The organism is Actinophytocola sp., from assembly GCF_009379765.1.
Taxonomy (GTDB): Bacteria; Actinomycetota; Actinomycetes; order Mycobacteriales; family Pseudonocardiaceae; genus Actinophytocola.
In genome coordinates this window covers 1-17721 of sequence record NZ_WHTD01000040.1, presented here as the reverse complement: position 1 = coordinate 17721, position 17721 = coordinate 1, and the positions used below count along the sequence as shown (strand labels likewise).

The 17721-nt window shown below is 71.5% G+C and carries 18 protein-coding genes; 6 read left to right on the top strand and 12 right to left on the bottom strand.

Features of this window, described 5'->3' with window-relative positions; all coding sequences use genetic code 11:
* Positions 1-14: 14 nt before the first annotated feature.
* Both GEV28_RS14715 and GEV28_RS14710 read right to left on the bottom strand, forming a co-directional pair.
* Positions 15-1229 carry an ABC transporter permease gene (locus tag GEV28_RS14715; RefSeq protein WP_291412625.1) on the bottom strand — a complete coding sequence of 405 codons (1215 nt, stop codon included), beginning with the start codon at positions 1227-1229 and terminating at the stop codon, positions 15-17.
* Positions 1219-2124, bottom strand: coding sequence for an ABC transporter ATP-binding protein (locus GEV28_RS14710; RefSeq protein WP_291412624.1), 906 nt, complete (start codon positions 2122-2124; stop codon positions 1219-1221). Before GEV28_RS14710 ends, GEV28_RS14715 begins: the two co-directional genes overlap by 11 nt.
* Before the next feature lie 156 nt (positions 2125-2280).
* Here GEV28_RS14710 and GEV28_RS14705 point away from each other — a divergent pair, with 156 nt between their 5' ends.
* From GEV28_RS14705 to GEV28_RS14695, 3 genes are all read left to right on the top strand, one after another.
* Positions 2281-2751 (top strand): YbaB/EbfC family nucleoid-associated protein, encoded by a 471-nt coding sequence (locus GEV28_RS14705; protein WP_291412623.1) that lies wholly within the window; start codon positions 2281-2283, stop codon positions 2749-2751.
* A 63-nt stretch (positions 2752-2814) separates the two neighbouring features.
* The gene (locus GEV28_RS14700; protein ID WP_291412622.1) at positions 2815-3138 is read left to right on the top strand and encodes a type VII secretion target; all 324 of its coding nucleotides are present in this window, start codon (positions 2815-2817) and stop codon (positions 3136-3138) included.
* A gap of 156 nt (positions 3139-3294) precedes the next feature.
* A complete protein-coding gene (locus GEV28_RS14695) occupies positions 3295-4734 on the top strand; it encodes a M15 family metallopeptidase (protein ID WP_291412621.1) in 1440 nt (479 codons plus the stop codon).
* Positions 4735-4856: 122 nt separating this feature from the next.
* On the opposite strand, the gene GEV28_RS14690 is transcribed toward GEV28_RS14695, so the two are convergent.
* The gene (locus GEV28_RS14690) at positions 4857-6416 is read right to left on the bottom strand and encodes a glycerol-3-phosphate dehydrogenase/oxidase (RefSeq protein WP_291412620.1); all 1560 of its coding nucleotides are present in this window, start codon (positions 6414-6416) and stop codon (positions 4857-4859) included.
* Positions 6413-7012 (bottom strand): TetR/AcrR family transcriptional regulator, encoded by a 600-nt coding sequence (locus tag GEV28_RS14685; protein ID WP_291412619.1) that lies wholly within the window; start codon positions 7010-7012, stop codon positions 6413-6415. The genes GEV28_RS14690 and GEV28_RS14685 overlap by 4 nt, the downstream gene beginning before the upstream one ends.
* Before the next feature lie 217 nt (positions 7013-7229).
* Here GEV28_RS14685 and GEV28_RS14680 point away from each other — a divergent pair, with 217 nt between their 5' ends.
* Positions 7230-8696, top strand: coding sequence for an FAD-binding oxidoreductase (locus tag GEV28_RS14680; RefSeq protein WP_291412618.1), 1467 nt, complete (start codon positions 7230-7232; stop codon positions 8694-8696).
* Here the strand turns inward: GEV28_RS14680 and GEV28_RS14675 are convergent.
* The 8 genes from GEV28_RS14675 to GEV28_RS14640 form a co-directional block, all read right to left on the bottom strand.
* Positions 8682-9137 (bottom strand): hypothetical protein, encoded by a 456-nt coding sequence (locus GEV28_RS14675; protein ID WP_291412617.1) that lies wholly within the window; start codon positions 9135-9137, stop codon positions 8682-8684. The genes GEV28_RS14680 and GEV28_RS14675 overlap by 15 nt on opposite strands.
* Positions 9138-9195: 58 nt before the next feature.
* A complete protein-coding gene (locus GEV28_RS14670; protein WP_291412616.1) occupies positions 9196-9906 on the bottom strand; it encodes a dienelactone hydrolase family protein in 711 nt (236 codons plus the stop codon).
* Between the two features lie 13 nt (positions 9907-9919).
* On the bottom strand, positions 9920-10537 hold the full coding sequence (locus GEV28_RS14665; protein WP_291412615.1) for a DUF4232 domain-containing protein: 618 nt from the start codon (positions 10535-10537) through the stop codon (positions 9920-9922).
* A 31-nt stretch (positions 10538-10568) separates the two neighbouring features.
* Positions 10569-11657 (bottom strand): gamma-glutamylcyclotransferase, encoded by a 1089-nt coding sequence (locus tag GEV28_RS14660; RefSeq protein WP_291412614.1) that lies wholly within the window; start codon positions 11655-11657, stop codon positions 10569-10571.
* A 10-nt stretch (positions 11658-11667) separates the two neighbouring features.
* Positions 11668-12966, bottom strand: a complete 1299-nt coding sequence (locus tag GEV28_RS14655) for a C39 family peptidase (protein ID WP_291412613.1) — start codon at positions 12964-12966, stop codon at positions 11668-11670.
* Positions 12967-13006: 40 nt separating this feature from the next.
* Entirely contained in the window at positions 13007-13567 is a 561-nt protein-coding gene (locus tag GEV28_RS14650; RefSeq protein WP_291412612.1) for a PadR family transcriptional regulator, read from the bottom strand.
* Positions 13568-13675: 108 nt separating this feature from the next.
* Positions 13676-14041 carry a PaaI family thioesterase gene (locus GEV28_RS14645; protein ID WP_291412656.1) on the bottom strand — a complete coding sequence of 122 codons (366 nt, stop codon included), beginning with the start codon at positions 14039-14041 and terminating at the stop codon, positions 13676-13678.
* Between the two features lie 35 nt (positions 14042-14076).
* Positions 14077-15711 (bottom strand): long-chain fatty acid--CoA ligase, encoded by a 1635-nt coding sequence (locus tag GEV28_RS14640; protein WP_291412611.1) that lies wholly within the window; start codon positions 15709-15711, stop codon positions 14077-14079.
* A gap of 271 nt (positions 15712-15982) precedes the next feature.
* Between GEV28_RS14640 and mihF the strand changes: the two genes are divergently transcribed.
* Both mihF and GEV28_RS14630 read left to right on the top strand, forming a co-directional pair.
* Complete coding sequence (mihF, locus tag GEV28_RS14635) at positions 15983-16294, top strand: integration host factor, actinobacterial type (protein WP_291412610.1); 312 nt, start codon at positions 15983-15985, stop codon at positions 16292-16294.
* A 139-nt stretch (positions 16295-16433) separates the two neighbouring features.
* Positions 16434-17585, top strand: coding sequence for an isochorismate synthase (locus GEV28_RS14630; protein ID WP_291412609.1), 1152 nt, complete (start codon positions 16434-16436; stop codon positions 17583-17585).
* Positions 17586-17721 lie beyond the last annotated feature (136 nt).

Below are 17721 nucleotides of genomic sequence, written 5' to 3'. Positions count from 1 at the left end.
TTGGTGTCTCGGGATCAGCGCAGGACGTCGCGCAGGCGTAGGCGCGGTCCCATGTGGAGGACCGAGTTCCGGTAGACCGCACCGCCAATCCGGGCCAGCAGCACGACGGTGGCCAGGGTGAGCACGATCGCCAGGCCCACCTGCCACAGGGGCGCCGCGGCGAGGGCGATGCGGCCCGGCATCAGGATCGGCGACAGTGGCGGCAGCAGCGACAGCACGGTTGCCGTCGTGCCGGCGGGGCTGCGGGAGATCACCGCGAAGCCGAGAACGAACCCGACCACGAGTGCCATCGTGATCGGCATCAGCACCGACTGCACGTCCTCCTGCCGCGACACCAGCGAGCCGACCGCCGCGAAGACCGTGGCATACAACAGGTAACCGAGCAGGTACCACAGCAGGCCCCAGGCGAGCGTCCCGGCTGCCGTGCCGGAGATCGTCAGTACCCCGGTGATGATCGCGAGCAGCAGGCCAACAATGCCGATCGTGAACAGCTGGATCAGCCCCACCAGGCCGAGTCCGAGCACCTTGCCGGACAGCAGCTGCCACGGTCGCACGGTCGCGAGCAGCAGCTCCACCACCCGGCTGGACTTCTCCTCGACCACGCCCTGGGCGACCATCGACCCGTACAGCAGCAGCGACAGGTAAAGCAGCGCCACGATGATCAGCGCCAGCGCGAGCCGCTGGTCGTGCTGCGGGTCGGCGGGCTCGAGCGACTCCACCCGCACGCCCGCCTTCGCCACCGTGGCGAGCACCTCGCCCGAGTCCAGGTCCTCGACCGAGGCGAGCAGCCCGCTCAGCACCTGCTGCTGCACGAGTCCATTGAGGACGTTGCGCAGGTCGGGGTCGAGGTCGCCGCGCACCAGCACGGACAGGTCGGCCGGCGCGCCGCTGACGAGCGCGTCCAGCTCGCTGTCGGCGACCATCTCGCGGCCGGCGGCGAGATCGGTGACCTCGCGGGTCTCCACGTGGTGGTCCAGCTGCGCCGCGGCGTCCTCGAGCGGCCCGGCGATCGCGTTCGACTGCCCGTTGAGCCCGACCCGGGTGACGCGCTCCTCGTCGAACAGTGTGCTCTGGGTGAGCACGAAACCTATGAGCACGACCAGGGAGACGATTGTGGAGACCACGAAGGACCGGGTGCGCAGCCGGGAGTTCAGCTCGCGCCGAGCGACGAGATAGATGGTCCGCGAGGGGCGCGGCTCCTTGCGTGTCCATGGCTCGCTACCGCTCACTGCGCACCACGTCCCGGTACAGCTCGGCGAGAGTGGGCCGCACCCGGGTGAACTCGCGCACCGGACCGGTGGCGAGTGCCGCGGTGAGCACGGCCTGGTCGTCGGTGCCGTTCCGCAGGTGCAGTCTCGTTCGTCCATTGTGGACTTCGAGAACTTCCACACCTGGCAGGGAGTCCGCCCACCCCGGTGGTGCGTGCGGCGCGTCCACGAGCAGCTCGTAGCGCCCGTCCGCGCTCAGCTCGTCGACCGTGCCGACGGCGATCATCCGTCCATTCTGGATGATGCCGATCCGGTCGCAGAGCCGCTCCACGAGGTCGAGCTGGTGGCTGGAGAACAGCACCGGCGCACCGGCCGCGGCCCGTTCGCGCAGCACCTCGCTCAGCGTGTCCATCGCGACCGGGTCCAGCCCGGAGAACGGCTCGTCGAGTACCAGCACATCCGGATCATGCACCAGTGCCGCGGCGAGCTGCACGCGCTGCTGGTTGCCGAGGCTGAGCCGCTGGATCTGGTCGTCGCGCCGGTCGCGCAGGCCCAGCCTGGCGATCCAGTAGTCGGCCGCCCGGTGGGCCTCGTTGACCTCGATGCCGTGCAGTTCGCCCAGGTAGACGAGGTGTTCGTGGACCCGCATCCGCGGGTAGAGCCCGCGCTCCTCCGGCAGGTAGCCGATCCGGCGGCGGGCGGCCAGCGTGATGGGCGCACCGCCGAGGCGTACCTGGCCCGCGTCCGGCGCGAGCACCCCCAGCACGATGCGCAGGATCGTGGTCTTGCCGGCGCCGTTGCTGCCGACGAACCCGAACAGCTCGCCGGGGGCGACGGTGAAGCTGACGTCCGCGCAGGCCACGACGGTGCCGTAGCGCTTGGCGACCCGGTCCACCTCCAGTACCGCTGGTGGCACGCCTGCCCTCCTCGAATGACCTAGCTGCAACAGTATCCAGGCCCGCCGACCACGCATGATTACCGGGCGTCCGCGACGGATTACCTTTGAAAATTGTTCGCCAAACTACGACCTTCGGCGGTCTCCTTCGGCGTATGTTCCCGCCAGGATGCAGTCATGATCCAGCAAGACCAGCGGAGTGGCGAGGGCATGGACCCGGATAAGTGGTTCGCGCAGTACGACGAGAAGTTGCAGGACGCGGCGCAGAAGGCCGAGAAGGCCGAGAAGGCGCTCAAGACGGCTGGTGGCTCGGCCACTTCGCAGGACGGCGAGGTGACCGTCAGGGTGAACGCCAGCGGCGCGATGGCCGACCTCGTCCTTCGGCCCGGGGTACGGGACTTCGAGCCCGAGCACCTCGCCCGGGTGATCCTCGAGACCACGCGGCAGGCGCAGCGGGAGATGGGCGCGCAGGTCGTCGACGTGATGACGAAGTTCGTGGGTGAGGGTGCCGCGCTGGAGGCGGTCAAGGAGCACCTGCCCGAGGGCTATGCCGGTGATGGCAAGGGCGACGTCTTCAACATCGAGGCGCACCGGGACAAGCGACCCGACGACGAGTACTTCGACAACCCACCAGAAGTGTTCAAGTGATGTCGGCCCCTGGTCGGGTCGGACCGGGGGCATCGAGTTTCGACGAATGATCGGCGGATCCCCATGGGCACAGGTTTCAACGTCAGCATCGGGGAGGTGCGAGCCCACGCCACCACGGTGACCACCGTGGCGGCGCAGGTGCGCTCGGCCTCCAGCAGCGCGCAGGACTCGGTCGGCGGCGGCGCGTTCGGCCAGATCGGACAGTTCTTCGCGTCCGCGATCACCCAGGCCTGCAACGACCTGCGGCAGGGCATCGACCGCGCGAGCCAGACGGTCGACCAGGTCGAGTCCGGGCTGACCCAGGTCGCGGACGCCTACCAGGCCATCGACGACCGGCACGCGTCGCTGTTCGACAAGGCCGTGCCGACCGGGGGGCCCCAGGCATGAGCCGACTGTATGACGCAACCACGTTGCTTCGCGCGAATGCCGTTCACGCCGAGCGGAGCGAGGCAGGTGTTACAGCATGAGCCGACTGACCAGCGTAACCACGTTGCTTCGTGCGAATGCTGTCCACGCCGAGCGGAGCGAGGCAGGTGTCACAGCATGACCACCGGTGACACTCTCGTCGCCCCGACGAGCGGCACGACGCAGAACAGCGGCGAGGCACTGTTCAACGACATCCGGACCACCGCGAACGCCATCGACAGCGGTGACTGGCTCTCCGCGGGCCTCGGCGTGACCAAGGTCGCGATGGACGTCATCGGCATCAGCGGCGACCCGCTCGGCGCGATCGGCTCCGCGGGTGTGAGCTGGGTGCTCGGGGCCGTGTCGTTCCTGCGCGAGCCGTTCGACGTGCTGCAGGGCGACCCGGGGGCCATCACCTCGTCGGCGTCGTCGTGGGGCGGCAGCTCGAGCAGCCTGTCGGCCACCGCGGGCCAGTACCGCCAGGCCGCGACCACCCAGACCCGGGCGTGGACGGGCACCGCGGCTGACGGCTACCGCGCGGCGAGCACCAACCACGCGAACGGGCTGTCGGCGCTGTCCGAGGCCAGCAAGGCCGTGTCGTCGGCGATGACCCAGGCCGGGCAGGCGCTGGCGTCGGCCCGCAAGACGGTCATGGACCTCATCAGCGAGGCCGTGCAGAAGATCATCCAGATCTGCATCGAGGCGCTGTCGAAGTCCTGGCTGTCCTTCGGCGCGAGCATCGCGATGGGTATCGCGCAGTCGGTGCAGAAGGCCGTGCAGACCGGCACCAAGCTGATGCAGGAGATCCAGAAGCTCGTCCAGGGACTGCAGAAGATCATCCAGATCGTCCAGCAGGTCGTGCAGGTGGTTCAGCAGGTCAAGCAGCTGGTCGAGATGATCGGCGGCAAGGCGAGCGGCCAGCAGCCGACCCAGCTGTCGACGACGCAGGTGACCAGCAACGGGGCCATGGCCACCGACACCGACCCCAACGGTGGCGGCGTCACGCAGGCGCAGGCGCAGCAGATCGCGCCCGGGTACCAGTGGCAGCAGCCGGAGATCGCCGGGCAGAACAACGTCCAGCTGGCCCAGGCCACCACCCAGACCGGCCCGCTCTCGCAGAACGGCTGGTCGGTCAACCCGCCGCGCGGCATGCGGACCGTCCCCGGCACGAACACCCGGGTGAACGTCGCCGACGGCTCGGCCGGTGACGTGCTCATGCACGTGCTCGGCCAGGTGAACTCGCGGGTGGAGAACATCGACATGAACTCCGACGCGGGCGAGCACGACGACTGGGGCTGGGCGGAGCGCAACGTCCGCGGCAGCAACGACATCTCCAACCACGCCAGCGCCACCGCGGTCGACATGAACGCGACCCGGCACGTGCTGGGCGCGCAGAACACGTTCACGCCGGCCCAGACCCAGGAGATCCACCGGATCCTGGGCGAGGTCGACAACGTGGTCCGCTGGGGCGGCGACTACACGGGCCGCCGCGACGAGATGCACTTCGAGATCAACGGCACCGTCGAGCAGGTGAACGCGGTGGCCGAGCGGCTGCGCCAGGCCAACGGCGGCCAGTAGCCGAGCGACGTTTCCGGGCCGGTCACCCACGTGGTGGCCGGCCCGGTCTCGTACCCGGCGCATGCCCTGAACGACGCGCTCGGGACGTTCAGTGCCCCGAGCGCGTCGTTCAGGGCATCGGGTCAGGGGGTGGGGGCCAGGCCGGACAGGGCGCGGTCGACCAGGTCGGTCACCCGGTCCCTGGCCGCGTCGACGTGCGGCCGGACCAGACCGATGCGGGTACGGCGGTGCAGCACGTCGTCGGCGTCCAGGGCACCCTCGTGGCGCACCGCCCACACGACCTCGGCCGCCGTGATCTCGCTGTCGGGTGCCACCGGGGCGGCCAGGTCGGTGTCCAGCGCCGCCAGTGCGGCCACCCGTGGCGCCTCCGTGCCGTAGCTCGCCACGAGCCGCGCCGAGGCGTCCAGAGTGGACAGCTCGGCCCGCGGTGCGGCACCGACCAGGGGCAGGTTCCTGGTGCGGGACGGGCCGGCCGGCAGCGAGGCGGCGACGGCCGCGTCGACGGCGTCCTCGGCCATCTTCCGGTACGTCGTCAGCTTTCCGCCCACGATCGTCAGCACGCCGTTCGGCGCGCGGAGCACGGCGTGCTGGCGGGACAGGTCCGCGCTCCGCCCGGTTCCTTCGAGCAGTGGCCGCAGCCCGGCATAGCTGCCGAGTACGTCCGCCGGGCCGAGTGGCCGCTCGAGAACGGACGACGCGACCTCCAGCAAGAAGTCCACATCGGACTCCGGGGCGACCGGCTCGTCCGGGACGGGACCATCGAACGGCTCGTCGGTTAGTCCTATGTAGACAAGACCGTTCCGTTGCGGCAGCACGATCACGAACCGGGACCGCTCGCCGGGCACCGGCACGGTCAGTGCCGTCCCGGCGACGCCGAGCCGCTGCCCGGAGACCACGACGTGCGAGCCGAGCGACGGCCGCAGCCGCACCGAGTCGACCAGCGAGCCCGCCCACACCCCGGCCGCGTTCACCACGCTGCGCGCCCGCAGCGACACCGTCCGCCCCGACACGCCGTCGTGGGCCTCGACGCCGTCGCCGGTCGCCGTGGTGACCGACAGCCGGGTGAGGATCCGGGCGCCCAGACCGGCGGCGGTCCTGGCCAGTGCCACCACGAGCCGGGCGTCGTCGGTCAGCTGGCCGTCGAACGACAGCAGCCCGCCACGCAGGCCACGCGCGCGCAGGCCGGGGGCCAGCGCGAGCGCCTCCTGGCCGGACACCCGGCGCGGGCCCGGCAGCAGCGCGGACGGCGTCCGTGCCGCCCGGCGCAGCGCGTCGCCCGCCCGCAGGCCCGTCATGACGAAACCGGCGCCACCCCGAGAGATCTGCTCGTGCAGTGGGAACAGCTGCGGCAACGCGCGGGAGAGGTGCGGCGCCGTCCTGGTCATCAGGATGCCGCGCTCCACCGCGCTCTCGTGCGCCAGCCGCACCTCGCCCTTCGCCAGGTACCGCAGCCCGCCGTGCACGAGCTTGCTCGACCAGCGCGACGTGCCGAACGCGAGGTCCCGCGCCTCCACCAGCGCCACCGACAGGCCCCGGGCCGCCGCGTCCAGCGCGATGCCGGCGCCGGTCACCCCGCCGCCGATCACCAGCAGGTCGACGACCTCGCCCGCGGCCAAGGCGTCCAGCTCGGCGGCGCGGCGCGACGCGTTCAGCGACGATGCGTGCCCGGGCGAGGTGGTCACGGGCGCAGCGCCGCGTCGAGCAGGTGCGCGAGCTCCGCCAGCAGGTCGTCCAGCGGCAGGTCCGAGGTCGACGGGCGGATCGCGAACACGTACGGCTGCAGCAGCAGGAAGACCGTTCGCGCCTGCACGGCCGGGTCGGCCACCCGGATGGACCCGTCCCGCTGCCCTGCCGCCATCTGCGCGCGCAGGAACTCCTCGGTCATCCGCTGGCTCGTGCCGATCCGCTCCATGATGTAGGGCAGCAGCATCTCCGCGTCACGCTCGATCACCGCGTGCATCAACGGGTTGGCGGCGAGTGCGCGGATCGTGTGCACCGACGCCACGACCAGCTGACCGCGCGCGGTCGGCTCGTCGCGCGCGCTGCGGTCGGCCTCGGCCAGGACCTTGCCGAACTCCCGGGTGATCAGCGCGGACAGCATGCCGCGTACGTCCGGAAACCGCCGGTACAGCGTCATCCGGCTGACCCCGGCGGTTCTCGCCACGTCGCTCAGCGTGGTGCGGCGCACGCCGACCGCCAGCACGCACTCCATGGCCGCGTCGAGCAACACGTCGTCAGCGACGCGATTGGGTGACGGAGTGTGACGGATCGACGCCATATGTCACACTATACCGGTGACCGAACTCAGGGACCACACCGGTGAACACCTCGATCATCTCGTCCGTCGCAGTTGGACGCCGGCCGGTGGGTCTGATGCCATCCTGCCTCCTCATGCTGCCCGCTGGCTAGCCTCGAAGACAGGGCTGACCGAGCAGAGCACGCCCGCCGCGCCGGACTCGGCGCTCGCGGTCGGCGAGCCGTCGCTCCCTGACACCATGCGAAAGGCGCTCGAGTCGGTGGTCGGATCCGACCATGTGCTCATCGGCCGGGACGACCGGCTCGGTCGCACCGGCGGACTGTCCTATGTGGACCTGTTGCGACACAGGGGAACCGGTGAGCTGGCCGTCCCGGACGCGGTGGTCGTGCCGGCGGACCCCGACGAGGTGCAGCGGGTCGTCGAGGCCTGTGCCGAGCACGGCGTCGGCCTGGTCCCGTTCGGCGGCGGCACGTCGGTGGTCGGCGGCGTGCAGGCGCTGCGCGGCGACAAGGAGTCGGTCGTGGTGCTCGACCTGTGCCGGCTGGACGAGCTGGTGTCGGTCGACCCGGTCTCGCGCCTCGCCGTGCTGCGGGCCGGCGTCGTCGCGCCCGAGGCCGAGCGGCTGCTCGCCGCGCACGGGTTCACCCTCGGCCACGTGCCGCAGTCGTTCGAGCGGGCGACGATCGGCGGGTTCGCCGCCACCCGCTCCGCCGGCCAGGCCTCGGCCGGCTACGGGCGGTTCGAGGACATGGTCGAGGGCGTGCGGATGGCCACCCCGCGCGGTGAGTGGCGCCTCGGCGTTTCGCCCGCGTCGGCGGCCGGCCCGGACCTGCGCCAGCTCGTCGTGGGCAGCGAGGGCACGTTCGGCGTGATCACCGAGGTGACCGTGCGGGTCCGCCGGCTGCCGACCGCGCGCCGCTACGAGGGCTTCGTGCTCGACGGCTGGACCCGTGGCGCCGAGGCGGTGCGCGAGCTCGCCCAGAGCCGGGTGCTCGCCGACGTCACCCGCCTGTCGGACCCACATGAGACGGACATGGCGTTCGCGCTGTCCGGCGGCTGGAAGACCGCGCTGCTGCGCCGGTACCTGCGACTGCGCGGGGTGCTCGACCCGTGCCTGCTGATCCTGGGCTGGGAGGGCGGGTCCGACGCCGAGATCGCCGCGCGCCGCAAGGCCACGCTGCGCGTGCTGCACCGCGCGCGGCCGGTGCCGGTCGGCACCGCGGTGGGGGAGAAGTGGCGGCACGGCCGGTTCGCCGGGCCGCGGCAGCGGGACGCGCTGATGGACACCGGGGTCTGCGTCGAGACGCTCGAGACGGCGACCTATTGGTCCACTGTGGACACACTGCGGTCGGCGGTGCGTGCGGCGCTCGTCGACTCGCTCACCGAGCACGGCCGCACGCCGATCGTGGCCTGCCACATCTCGCACGCCTACGAGACCGGCGCGTCGCTGTACTTCACCACGATCGTGCCGCGCGACGCCGACGACCCGTTCGGGCAGTGGACCCGGGCCAAGGCTGCGGCCTGTGCGGCGATCTCCGCGAACGGTCCACTCGGGACGATCTCGCACCACCACGCGGTCGGTGTCGACCACGCGCCGTACCTGCCGGCGGAGATCGGCGCACTCGGCGTGGACGTGCTGGCCGCGGTCAAGCGGGAGCTGGATCCAGAAGGCGTGCTGAACCCGGGGAAGCTACTCGACCGATAGCGGGCGGCGCACGACGCCGAGCCAGAGGATGGCGAGCATGCCGGCGAAGAACATCGGCCAGGAGAACATCAGCCGGGTGCTGATCGCGTCCTGGCAGGTGCCGACGTAGGTCGCGAGGACGGTCGGGTCGACATCGCCGAGGTCCGCGCCGACCAGCGGGGTCTCCACGCCGCCGATGGTGTTCCCGCAGCTCACGCTGGTCTGCTGAGAGGCGTCGAGCCCCGCGACGTGCACCGGCAGGATCGCGAGGAGGAGGCCCAGCACCAGCCCGACCGCGGCGAGCACCGCGCCGTAGGTGCGCGGCCGCAGGGTGACCTTGGCCAGCGGGTCGGCCGGTTCCGGCTCCTCGACGGGGGCGCCGCCGGGCACCGGGGTCATCGGCTGGCCCACGGTGGCCGTGCGCACCGTCGGCTGCGTCGCGATCTCGTGCTCCGGAGTCATGCGCCACAGCCTGCACGGTGATCTCGCCGGAAACCAGGGGATCGGGCAAATTCGTCGGTCAGCGGAGATGGGTGGCGAAGAACGCCAGCACCCGCCGCCAAGCGTCCTCGCTGGACTCGTGGTGGTAGGCGATACCGGGCACCCTGAGCAGCGCGTTCAGCGGCCCGGGCGCGAACCGGTTGGCGAACGAGTGGCCCGCCTCGGGGTACTCCTTGACGTCGTGCGGCACGGCGTACTCGCGCAGCGCGTGGGTGAGCCGGCCGGCCGCGCCCTTCATCGCCGGCGCCGGGTCGCGCCGGCCGAAGCTCGCCACGACCGGGCACGCGCCGTCCAGAACGGACAGATCGGCCGGCAGCTCCCCGTAGTAGGGCGCACTGGCGTCGAACGCCCGGGTGGCGGCGAGCAGGGCGAACCCGCCGCCCATGCAGAACCCGACGACGCCGACCCTGCCGGTGCAGTCGGACCGGTCGGCGATGTGCCGCCGCGCGGCGTCCAGGTCGTCGTGCGTCCGGCCGGAGCCGGCCACGAGCTCGCGGAACACCCCGCGCACGCAGCGGACGAAGCCGCCGCGGGCGAAGAGGTTCGGCGCCACCGCGAGGTATCCGGCGGTGGCGAACCGGTCGGTGATCGCGCGGATGTCGTCGGACACGCCGGTGATGTCGTGCACCACGACCACCCCGGGCCACGGGCCCTGGCCGGACACCTCGACCTGCGGGACGGCGAGGTAGCCGTCGATCGTTCCGTCCTGGGTCGCGATCGTGGTACGCACGGTTCGAGGTTAGCTAGTTCTCGAAGTACGCGCTGCCCTCGATATGGCCGGCGGCACAGACGGAGCCGAAGTCGAACTTCACCGTAAACGACTCGGTGTCGTCGGGCGGGATGATCCGGATGCCGGCCGACGGCGGCTGGCACGGGCCGCTCACCGGCTCGTTCCCGCTCGGCACCACGCCCCAGTGCAGCTTCTTGGCCGCGGTCGCACCGGGCTTCAGCGTGACGAGGCTCGGGCCGGGGTCGGGCCGGCGGGTGAGGTCGGTCGGCGTCGGCTTTCCGTTGCCGTCGACGAACTGCAGGCCGCCGTAGCCGTAGAGGGTGCACTCCGCGTCGCTCTTGTTGGTGACCACGAGCCGGGCGTACCGGTTGCCGGCCGCCGCGTCCTCGGGCTGTACGACGCCCCGCAGGTCCTGCGCGGTGCACCTGGTGCCCCGGCCGGGCGGCGCGCTCTCGGTGCCGCTGGCGCCCGGCGCGGGCGCGGTGGTGGCCGACGGCAGGGACGGTGTGGTGGTGGGCACCGGAGCCGTCGTCCGACTGTCTCCTGTGGACTCCGGTTGGTTGCCGCACGCGCTCAGCAGCGCGACCAGACCCACGACCACGACGGTGGCCACCCGGATACGCCGGACCACGGCGATCACCTCCCGGTTTCGCTTACCGGTCCTACCAGAAGAGACGTCCGGGCGCCGGTCGGGTTGCGCCCCACGGCGTGCTGAGCGCGGGCATTCCGTCGATCGGGTCGATCCAGACATACGTCCAGGCGACCGCGCCGCCGGCGAGCGTCACCCGGACCCGGTGGTACTCCTCGCCCTCGTACTCGTCCACAGTGGACAAAGCGGCGGCCGGCCGGGCGAGCTCCACCACCCAGCCGGAGACGCCCGGTCCGTCGCCCAGGCGCAGCGCGGGGTAGCCGCGCCCGGTGTCGAACAGCGTGCCCCGCAGGCTCGCCCGGCGCGGTTCGCCGGCGGCGTGCGGCTCGAGCATCGGCCAGTGCGACGCGCCGGGCCGCAGCGTGCCGTAGACGAACAGCCGGGGTGGATGGTCCTCGGGCACCGGCGCGCCGTCGACGACGAGCAGCGACAGGCCGTCGCTCGGCGCCGGCTCGCCGGCCAGCGCCGCCGCGGCCGCCTGCGGGACCTCCGCGCAACGCACCGGCCGGCCGCCGACCAGCAGCGGGTGGCGGACGGTCCGCCCGGTGCCGCCCGGCGCGGCGACGTAGGCGAGCGGGCGGTCCAGCAGCGCGCCGTCGTCGAGCCGCACCTCGCCGGTGGTGACGTGGCCGAGCCGGTAGCGGCTGTTCCGGCCCTCGCACCGGTCGAGCACCCGGACCTGCTCGGGGGTGGCGAGCCAGACCGCGTGCACCTCGGCCACACCCGGCATGGCGGCGAGCGTTGCCGGCCGCTGGTCGTCGACGACGCGCAACCCCGCGGCCCACACCGCGGCGAGGCCCGTGCACCGGGCGCGGAGCAGCACCGCGGGGCCGGGCAGACCGAGCGTGCCGCGCAGCCAGGTGAGCTTCGACGGGCACGCGTTCGAGCCGTAGCAGAGCAGCGGAACCCGCTCGGTCAGCGGCTTCGCGCCCCGCTCGGCGAGCCACTGGTCGAGGTCGCGGCCGTCCTCGAGCCGCCAGCCGGACGGCGTGCCGTGGTCGGGCCGCAGCGGGTGGCCGGTGGCGTCGTCGTGCACGAAGGAACAACCCGGCCGTGCCCCTGGATAGGGCACGGCCGGGTAGTCCTGGTCGGTGAACGTCACCCGGTCGAGGCTAGGGCAGGTGTTTCCCGGGCGGCGCGATGATGTAGGCGATGCCGCCCGAGCCGCTGGAGATGCCGCCGCTCGCGTTGACGCGCTTCGTGCGCAGCCAGATCGTCTCGAACTGCTCGCGCTTGTAGACGTTGCGCACCGCGTCGTCGCTGCTCGACGCCGGGTCGTTGGCGATGACGTCGCCGTCCTCGGTGAAGCCGACGATCACCATGATGTGCCCGGCCGTGCCGTAGCCGGCGCCGTCGAGCTCGGACGCCAGGAACGACTGCGAGGTGATCACCGGGATGCCGGCCCGGATGTAGCGCTCCACGTCGGCGAGCGAGCCGAGCCGGGTGATGTGCCCGGCCAGGCCGAAGCTCGCGGCGTAGGCGGTGTTGAACGGCCAGTTGCCGGTGCCGTCGTAGTCCTTGTCGTAGATGAACCGGGCCGCGTGGTCGACCTGTGGGTCCTGATAGGACGGATCGACCCAGGACATGTCCTCCGCGCTGGGTCCGCGGCCCCAGTACTTCACGACCATCGCGGTGGAGGTCGGGCTGCACCAGGCCTCACCGCCCCCGCCGTACTGCGGGTACTCGCCGCTGTGGATGTTCTGCGAGAAGCGCGGCACGGGCAGCTCGCGGCCCCACGCGCCGGCCGACGGGCTGGTCGGGACGGTGAACCGGTCCGGGATGGCCGAGGTCATCGCGCCGACCATGCCGAGCCGGGGGGAGACGCTCGTGCCGGCCTCGCGGTAGAGCGTGACGCGCAACTGGTAGGAGCGCAGGGTGACGCCGGAGTTGGCGACGAACGTGTCGACGTCGACGAAGCCGCTCGCGTCCTCCTGGTCGGGGACGGTCGTGCGGATGACGTCCTCGTCGCCGAGCGCCCAGCGGCCCATGACGTACCAGGTGGTCGTGGCGCCGGTGGCCGTGCGGCCCCGCATCTCGACCTGTAGCCAGGTGTCGTCTGGTGTCCGCGCGTTCCACGACGCGACGAGCTGCGTCGCGCCGAAGCCTTGCCGGTAGGACGGCGAGGTCCAGCTGCCGTACTCGTAGGTGCGGGTGGTGCCGAGGTCGGGCTCGGTGTGCTCGACCGTGCCGGCCGGGCGGCCGATCCGCAGGCCGCCGCCGGGTGCCGGGCGCAGGCCGTCGGCGCGGCCGCTGTGGAAGTCGCGGGCGGAGCGCCACTGGTGGAAGTCGACCGGTGCCGGGTCGGTGGTGCTGTCGGGTGCGTTGTGGTCTGTGGGCTCGGCCGCGGCCGCCGGCATGGCGGACAGCGTCAGGGCGATCGCGGCCAGCAGGGTGAGGGCCTTGAGCTGCATGGTGAGAATTTTCACCCGAGAGCGCCGGTATGTAAACAGCTTACGGCTGCTCTTCCTCCAGCTCGGCGACGAAGTCCGCCCAGAACTGCTCGACGCAGCGCTCGTAACGGATGCCGAGCTCGATCGTCTTGACCTGCCAGCGGTCGGCGTAGTCGACGAGCTCCGCGCGCTGCTCGGTGTAGCTGTCGGCACGCGACCTGTGCGACTCGTGCCGGTCGCGCGCGAGCCTGAGCAGGTCGTCGCGGTCGCCGAAGTTGGCGAAGAAGAGCTTCAGCAGGCCGAGGTCGCGGACCTCGGTCTGCTCGGTCGTCGTGCCGGAGAGCCACTCGCTCAGGGCGTCGCGGCCGGCGGGGAGGATCTCGTAGGTGCGCTTGCGGCGACCGCCCTCCTCGACGGTCTCGCTGACCAGCCCGTCGGCGACGAGGCGCGCGGGTTCGTCGTAGAGCTGCGAGTGCGCGAAGGCCCAGAAGTTGCCGATGGTGTTGGCCACCCACTGTTTGAGGTCGTAGCTCGTGGCCGGTGAGTGGCTGAGCATGCCAAGGACGACGTAGGACGTGGCGTTGAGCTTGCGCCTCCTGCCGCGCGAGTTCGGGTCCGGCACGGACGCGACCATACCTACCCCGGCCGGCACTTGTCGCCCGTTTGGTCTAGTCCCTTCGGGGCTTGACGGCGTCACCCTCCGGGGTTACCCCGCGAAAGCGGCACCCCGCTACAGCACCGCCTGGGTCTGGGTCACCCTTGCCACCAGGCGTTCCTCGTCGTCGACCACGTCCGTCTCCACCACCACGAAACGGCGTCCCGTGTGCAGGGGTCTCGAGATCGCCGTCGCGTGGCCGTCGCGTATCGCACGCAGGAAGTTGGTCTTCGACTCGATCGTGGTCGTCCCGCCGGAGCCGTCGGGCAGGTTGAGGAACGCGCACAGCGCCCCGGTGTTGTCCGCCAGCGCCATGATCACGCCGCCGTTCAGCGCGCCGCCGACCGTGCACAGCGGCTCCGCCCACGCCACCCGGCCGCGGACCTCCGACGGCCCCGACGAGAGCATCTCGATCCCGAGCGTCCCGGCGAACGGGACCATCTCGTGCAGCGACGTGGTCGCGTCCGAAGAGGACGTCACGACAGGTGCGCGATGTCGAGCTCGCCCCCGGCCGCCGCCGCGCGCAGGCGCTTCTTGTCGAACTTGCCGACGCTCGTCTTCGGCACCTCGTCGATGAAGGTCCAGTTCTCCGGCAGCTGCCACTTCGCGACCTTCGCCGCGAGGAACGAGCGCAGCTCGTCCGGTGTGGCCGACTGGCCCTCGGCCAGCACGACGGCCACCAGCGGCCGCTCCGACCACTTCTCGTCCGGCACGCCGATCACCGCGGCCTCCGCCACCGCCGGGTGCGCCATCACCTGGTTCTCCAGGTCCACCGACGAGATCCACTCGCCACCGGACTTGATGATGTCCTTCGACCGGTCGGTGAGCCGCAGGAACCCGTCCGGCGTGATCGCACCGACGTCACCCGTGCGCAGCCAGCCGTCGTGGAACTTCTCCGAGCCCTCCTCGCCCTCGGCGACCCGGTAGTACGCCGCGGCCACCCACGGCCCGGCCACTTCGAGCTCGCCGACCGCCTCGTTGTCCCACGGCAGCTGGGTGCCGTCGTCGGCCATGAGGCGGGCGCGGACCGACCCCGGGAACCGGCCCTGCAGGATCCGGTACTGCCACTCCTCGTCGCCCGACACCCCTGCCGGCGGCCGGGACACGCTGCCCAGCGGCGACGTCTCGGTCATGCCCCAGGCATGGATGATCGTCACGCCGAGCTCGTCGAAGGCCGCCATCAGCGCCGGCGGGCACGCCGACCCGCCGACCACCGCGCGGGTGAGCGGCGCCAGGTCCTGCGGCCGCTGCTTCAGCAACGCGAGCAGGCCCTGCCAGATCGTCGGCACCGCGCCGGCCATCGTCGGCCTCTCCGCCGCGATCATCGCGGCCAGCGGCTCGGGCTGCAGGAACCGGTCCGGCATGATCAGCGACGCGCCGACCATCAGCGCGGCGTAGGGCAGGCCCCACGACATGGCGTGGAACTGCGGCACGATCACCAGCGCCCGGTCGGACTGGGCCAGCGCCATCGAGTCGGTCATGCACACCTGCATCGAGTGCAGCCAGATCGACCGGTGGGTGTAGACGACGCCCTTCGGGTCACCCGTGGTGCCGGACGTGTAGCACATGGCCGCCGCCGAGTTCTCGTCCACGGCCGGCCACTCGAACTCGTCCGGCTGGTCGGCGAGCAGCTCCGCGTACGAGTGCACGGTCACCCCGTCGGGTGCCTGCACCGTGCTCGCGTCACCGTTGACGACCACCACGTGCTTGACCGTGTCGAAGGTCGGCAGGACCTTCGCCAGGAGCGGCACCAGCGTGCCGTCGACCAGCACCACGTGGTCCTCGGCGTGGTTGGCCACGTAGGTGAGCTGCTCGGGGAACAGCCGGATGTTGAGCGTGTGCAGCACCGCGCCCATCGCGGGCACCGCGAGGTAGGCCACCAGGTGCTCGTTGTTGTTCCACATGAACGTGCCGATGCGCTGGTCGGAGGTCACGCCGAGGCCGCGCAGCGCGTGCGCGAGCTTGGCCGCCTCGCGCGCCACCTCGGTGTAGGTGGCCCGGCGGGAACCGGTTCCGGTCCAGGTCACGACCTCGGCGGTCGCGTGGACCCGGCTACCGTGGCGCAACAGGTTGGCGATGGACAGTTGACCGTCCTGCATGGTGCCCAACATCGCTGTTCAAGCTCCCTGGTGACTGGTGGCGTCTCGAGCCGAACAGTAGTGCCGAAATGGCACATCTGGACATGGGTAACGCAGCGTGTCAGTCCCCCAGAACGTGGGTCACCTGCGGTTTCGCCGAGAAGAATGCGCGTGTCGCGCGTATGTTCGTGCGCGTTGATGTGTTTACTGGGTCGCGGCACCGCGGGGCACGTTCCAGGGTCGACCTGGGATGTTGGCCACGCCGCGGACCAGCCAAGCAGTCGAGCAAGGAAGGATCACCACGGTGGCTCTGCCCACGTTGACTCCAGAGCAGCGCGCTGACGCGCTGGCCAAGGCTGCGGAGGCGCGCAAGGCGCGGTCCGAGCTGTTGGCGTCGATCAAGTCCGGTAAGCAGACCATCGCGTCGGTGCTCGGGCGTGCCAAGGACAACAAGACCGTAGGCAAGACCAAGGTCGCAGCGTTGCTCAAGGCCGTACCCGGCCTCGGCGCGGTGAAGGTCGCCGCCCTGCTGGAGCAGGCCGGCATCGACCCGGACCGGCGTGCCGCCGGTCTCGGCGACCGTCAGCGTTCCGCGCTGATCGACGCGCTGAACTAGAAATTCGAGGTCAGGGCCCGTCGGCAGCCACCTGGTGGCTGCCGGCGGGCCCTTCTGTATCCACGATCGACTCTGAACGTGTTCAAAATCTCCCGCTCGCGGGGAGTTTGCGGGCCATCCGCGTGGGCATGATGGGGACGTGACCCTTGGGCTGATCGCGGACTACAGACCCGGCTCGTTCCTCCTGGCGTCCCCGTCGCGCGCGCTGCTGGCGACCGGGGTGCAGAACGTCGTCACCGAGCCCGACCCGGACGAGCTGGCCGCCAAGGTGACGAAGCTCCTGGTGGACTCCGACGCCCCGGTCGCCGTCGGCGCGCTGCCCTTCGACTGCTCCGTCGGCTCGGCGTCCGCACCGCACGTCGTCCTGCCCCGAACGGTGCGCTGGTCCGGCCCCATCCACCCCACGGGAATCGACCGGCCCGCGGTGCCCGCCGTGGTCGAGACGGTTCCGGTGCCGGGGCCCGCCGACCACGAGCGCGGCGTGGCCAAGGCCGTCGAGCGGCTGCGGGCCGGCGAGCTGGACAAGGTCGTGCTGGCCAGGGCGCTGCGGCTGCACCTGGCCGGCCCGGTCGCCGTGGGCCCGCTGCTCGCCAACCTCGCCGCCGACAACGCCACCGGCTACACCTACGCCGTCGACCTGCCCGCGGCCGGCGGCCGGCGCACGCTGGTCGGCGCCACCCCGGAGATGCTGCTGTCGCGCACCGGCCCGGTCGTGGTCGCCAACCCGCTCGCCGGGACGATCCCGCGCCACCCCGACCCCGAGCAGGACCGCCTGGCCGCCGAGGAGCTCGCCGCGTCCGCCAAGGACATCGATGAGCACCGGGTGGTCATCGAGACGGTCGTCGAGGCGCTGCGCCCGTTCTGCCGGACGCTGACCGTGCCGGACGGGCCGTCGCTGATCAGCACGTCGGCCGTGTGGCACCTGTCCACGCGGCTCACCGGCGAGCTCATCGACCCGGGCATCTCCTCGCTGCGGCTCGCGTGCGCGCTGCACCCCACCCCGGCGGTGTGCGGGCGGCCGTTCGACCGGGCGAAGGCCACGATCGCCGAGATCGAGCCGTTCGACCGCGGTTTCTACGCGGGTGCGATCGGCTGGTGCGACGCCGACGGCGACGGCCAGTGGGTCGTGGGCATCCGGTGTGCGGAGATCGCCGAGCCCGCCCCCGGCGCCCGCTCGACGGTCACCCTCTACGCGGGCGGCGGCATCATGCCCGCGTCCCAACCGCACCTGGAGCTCGCCGAGACGAGCGCGAAGTTCCGCACCCTCCTCCGCGCGATGGGCATGGACTAGCCTCGGCCTTTCATGCAATAGCCATTTGATCTTGTCTTGATTTTGTCGATCTTGGTTTGGGTGTTTCGGGGGATGGGCGTGAGTGTGCCGCCGACCTGCTGTGGTGTCGGCTGCTTCGGGGTCCTTTCGGGGTTGT

Excerpts from the sequence above, each read along its gene's own strand:
- GEV28_RS14705 (WP_291412623.1), top strand. The coding sequence starts at position 2,281 with ATGATCCAGCAAGACCAGCGGAGTGGCGAGGGCATGGACCCGGATAAG.
- GEV28_RS14700 (WP_291412622.1), top strand. The coding sequence starts at position 2,815 with ATGGGCACAGGTTTCAACGTCAGCATCGGGGAGGTGCGAGCCCACGCC.
- GEV28_RS14695 (WP_291412621.1), top strand. The coding sequence starts at position 3,295 with ATGACCACCGGTGACACTCTCGTCGCCCCGACGAGCGGCACGACGCAG.
- GEV28_RS14685 (WP_291412619.1), bottom strand. The coding sequence starts at position 7,012 with ATGGCGTCGATCCGTCACACTCCGTCACCCAATCGCGTCGCTGACGAC.
- GEV28_RS14680 (WP_291412618.1), top strand. The coding sequence starts at position 7,230 with ATGCGAAAGGCGCTCGAGTCGGTGGTCGGATCCGACCATGTGCTCATC.
- GEV28_RS14675 (WP_291412617.1), bottom strand. The coding sequence starts at position 9,137 with ATGACTCCGGAGCACGAGATCGCGACGCAGCCGACGGTGCGCACGGCC.
- GEV28_RS14655 (WP_291412613.1), bottom strand. The coding sequence starts at position 12,966 with ATGCAGCTCAAGGCCCTCACCCTGCTGGCCGCGATCGCCCTGACGCTG.
- GEV28_RS14645 (WP_291412656.1), bottom strand. The coding sequence starts at position 14,041 with ATGGTCCCGTTCGCCGGGACGCTCGGGATCGAGATGCTCTCGTCGGGG.
- GEV28_RS14640 (WP_291412611.1), bottom strand. The coding sequence starts at position 15,711 with ATGTTGGGCACCATGCAGGACGGTCAACTGTCCATCGCCAACCTGTTG.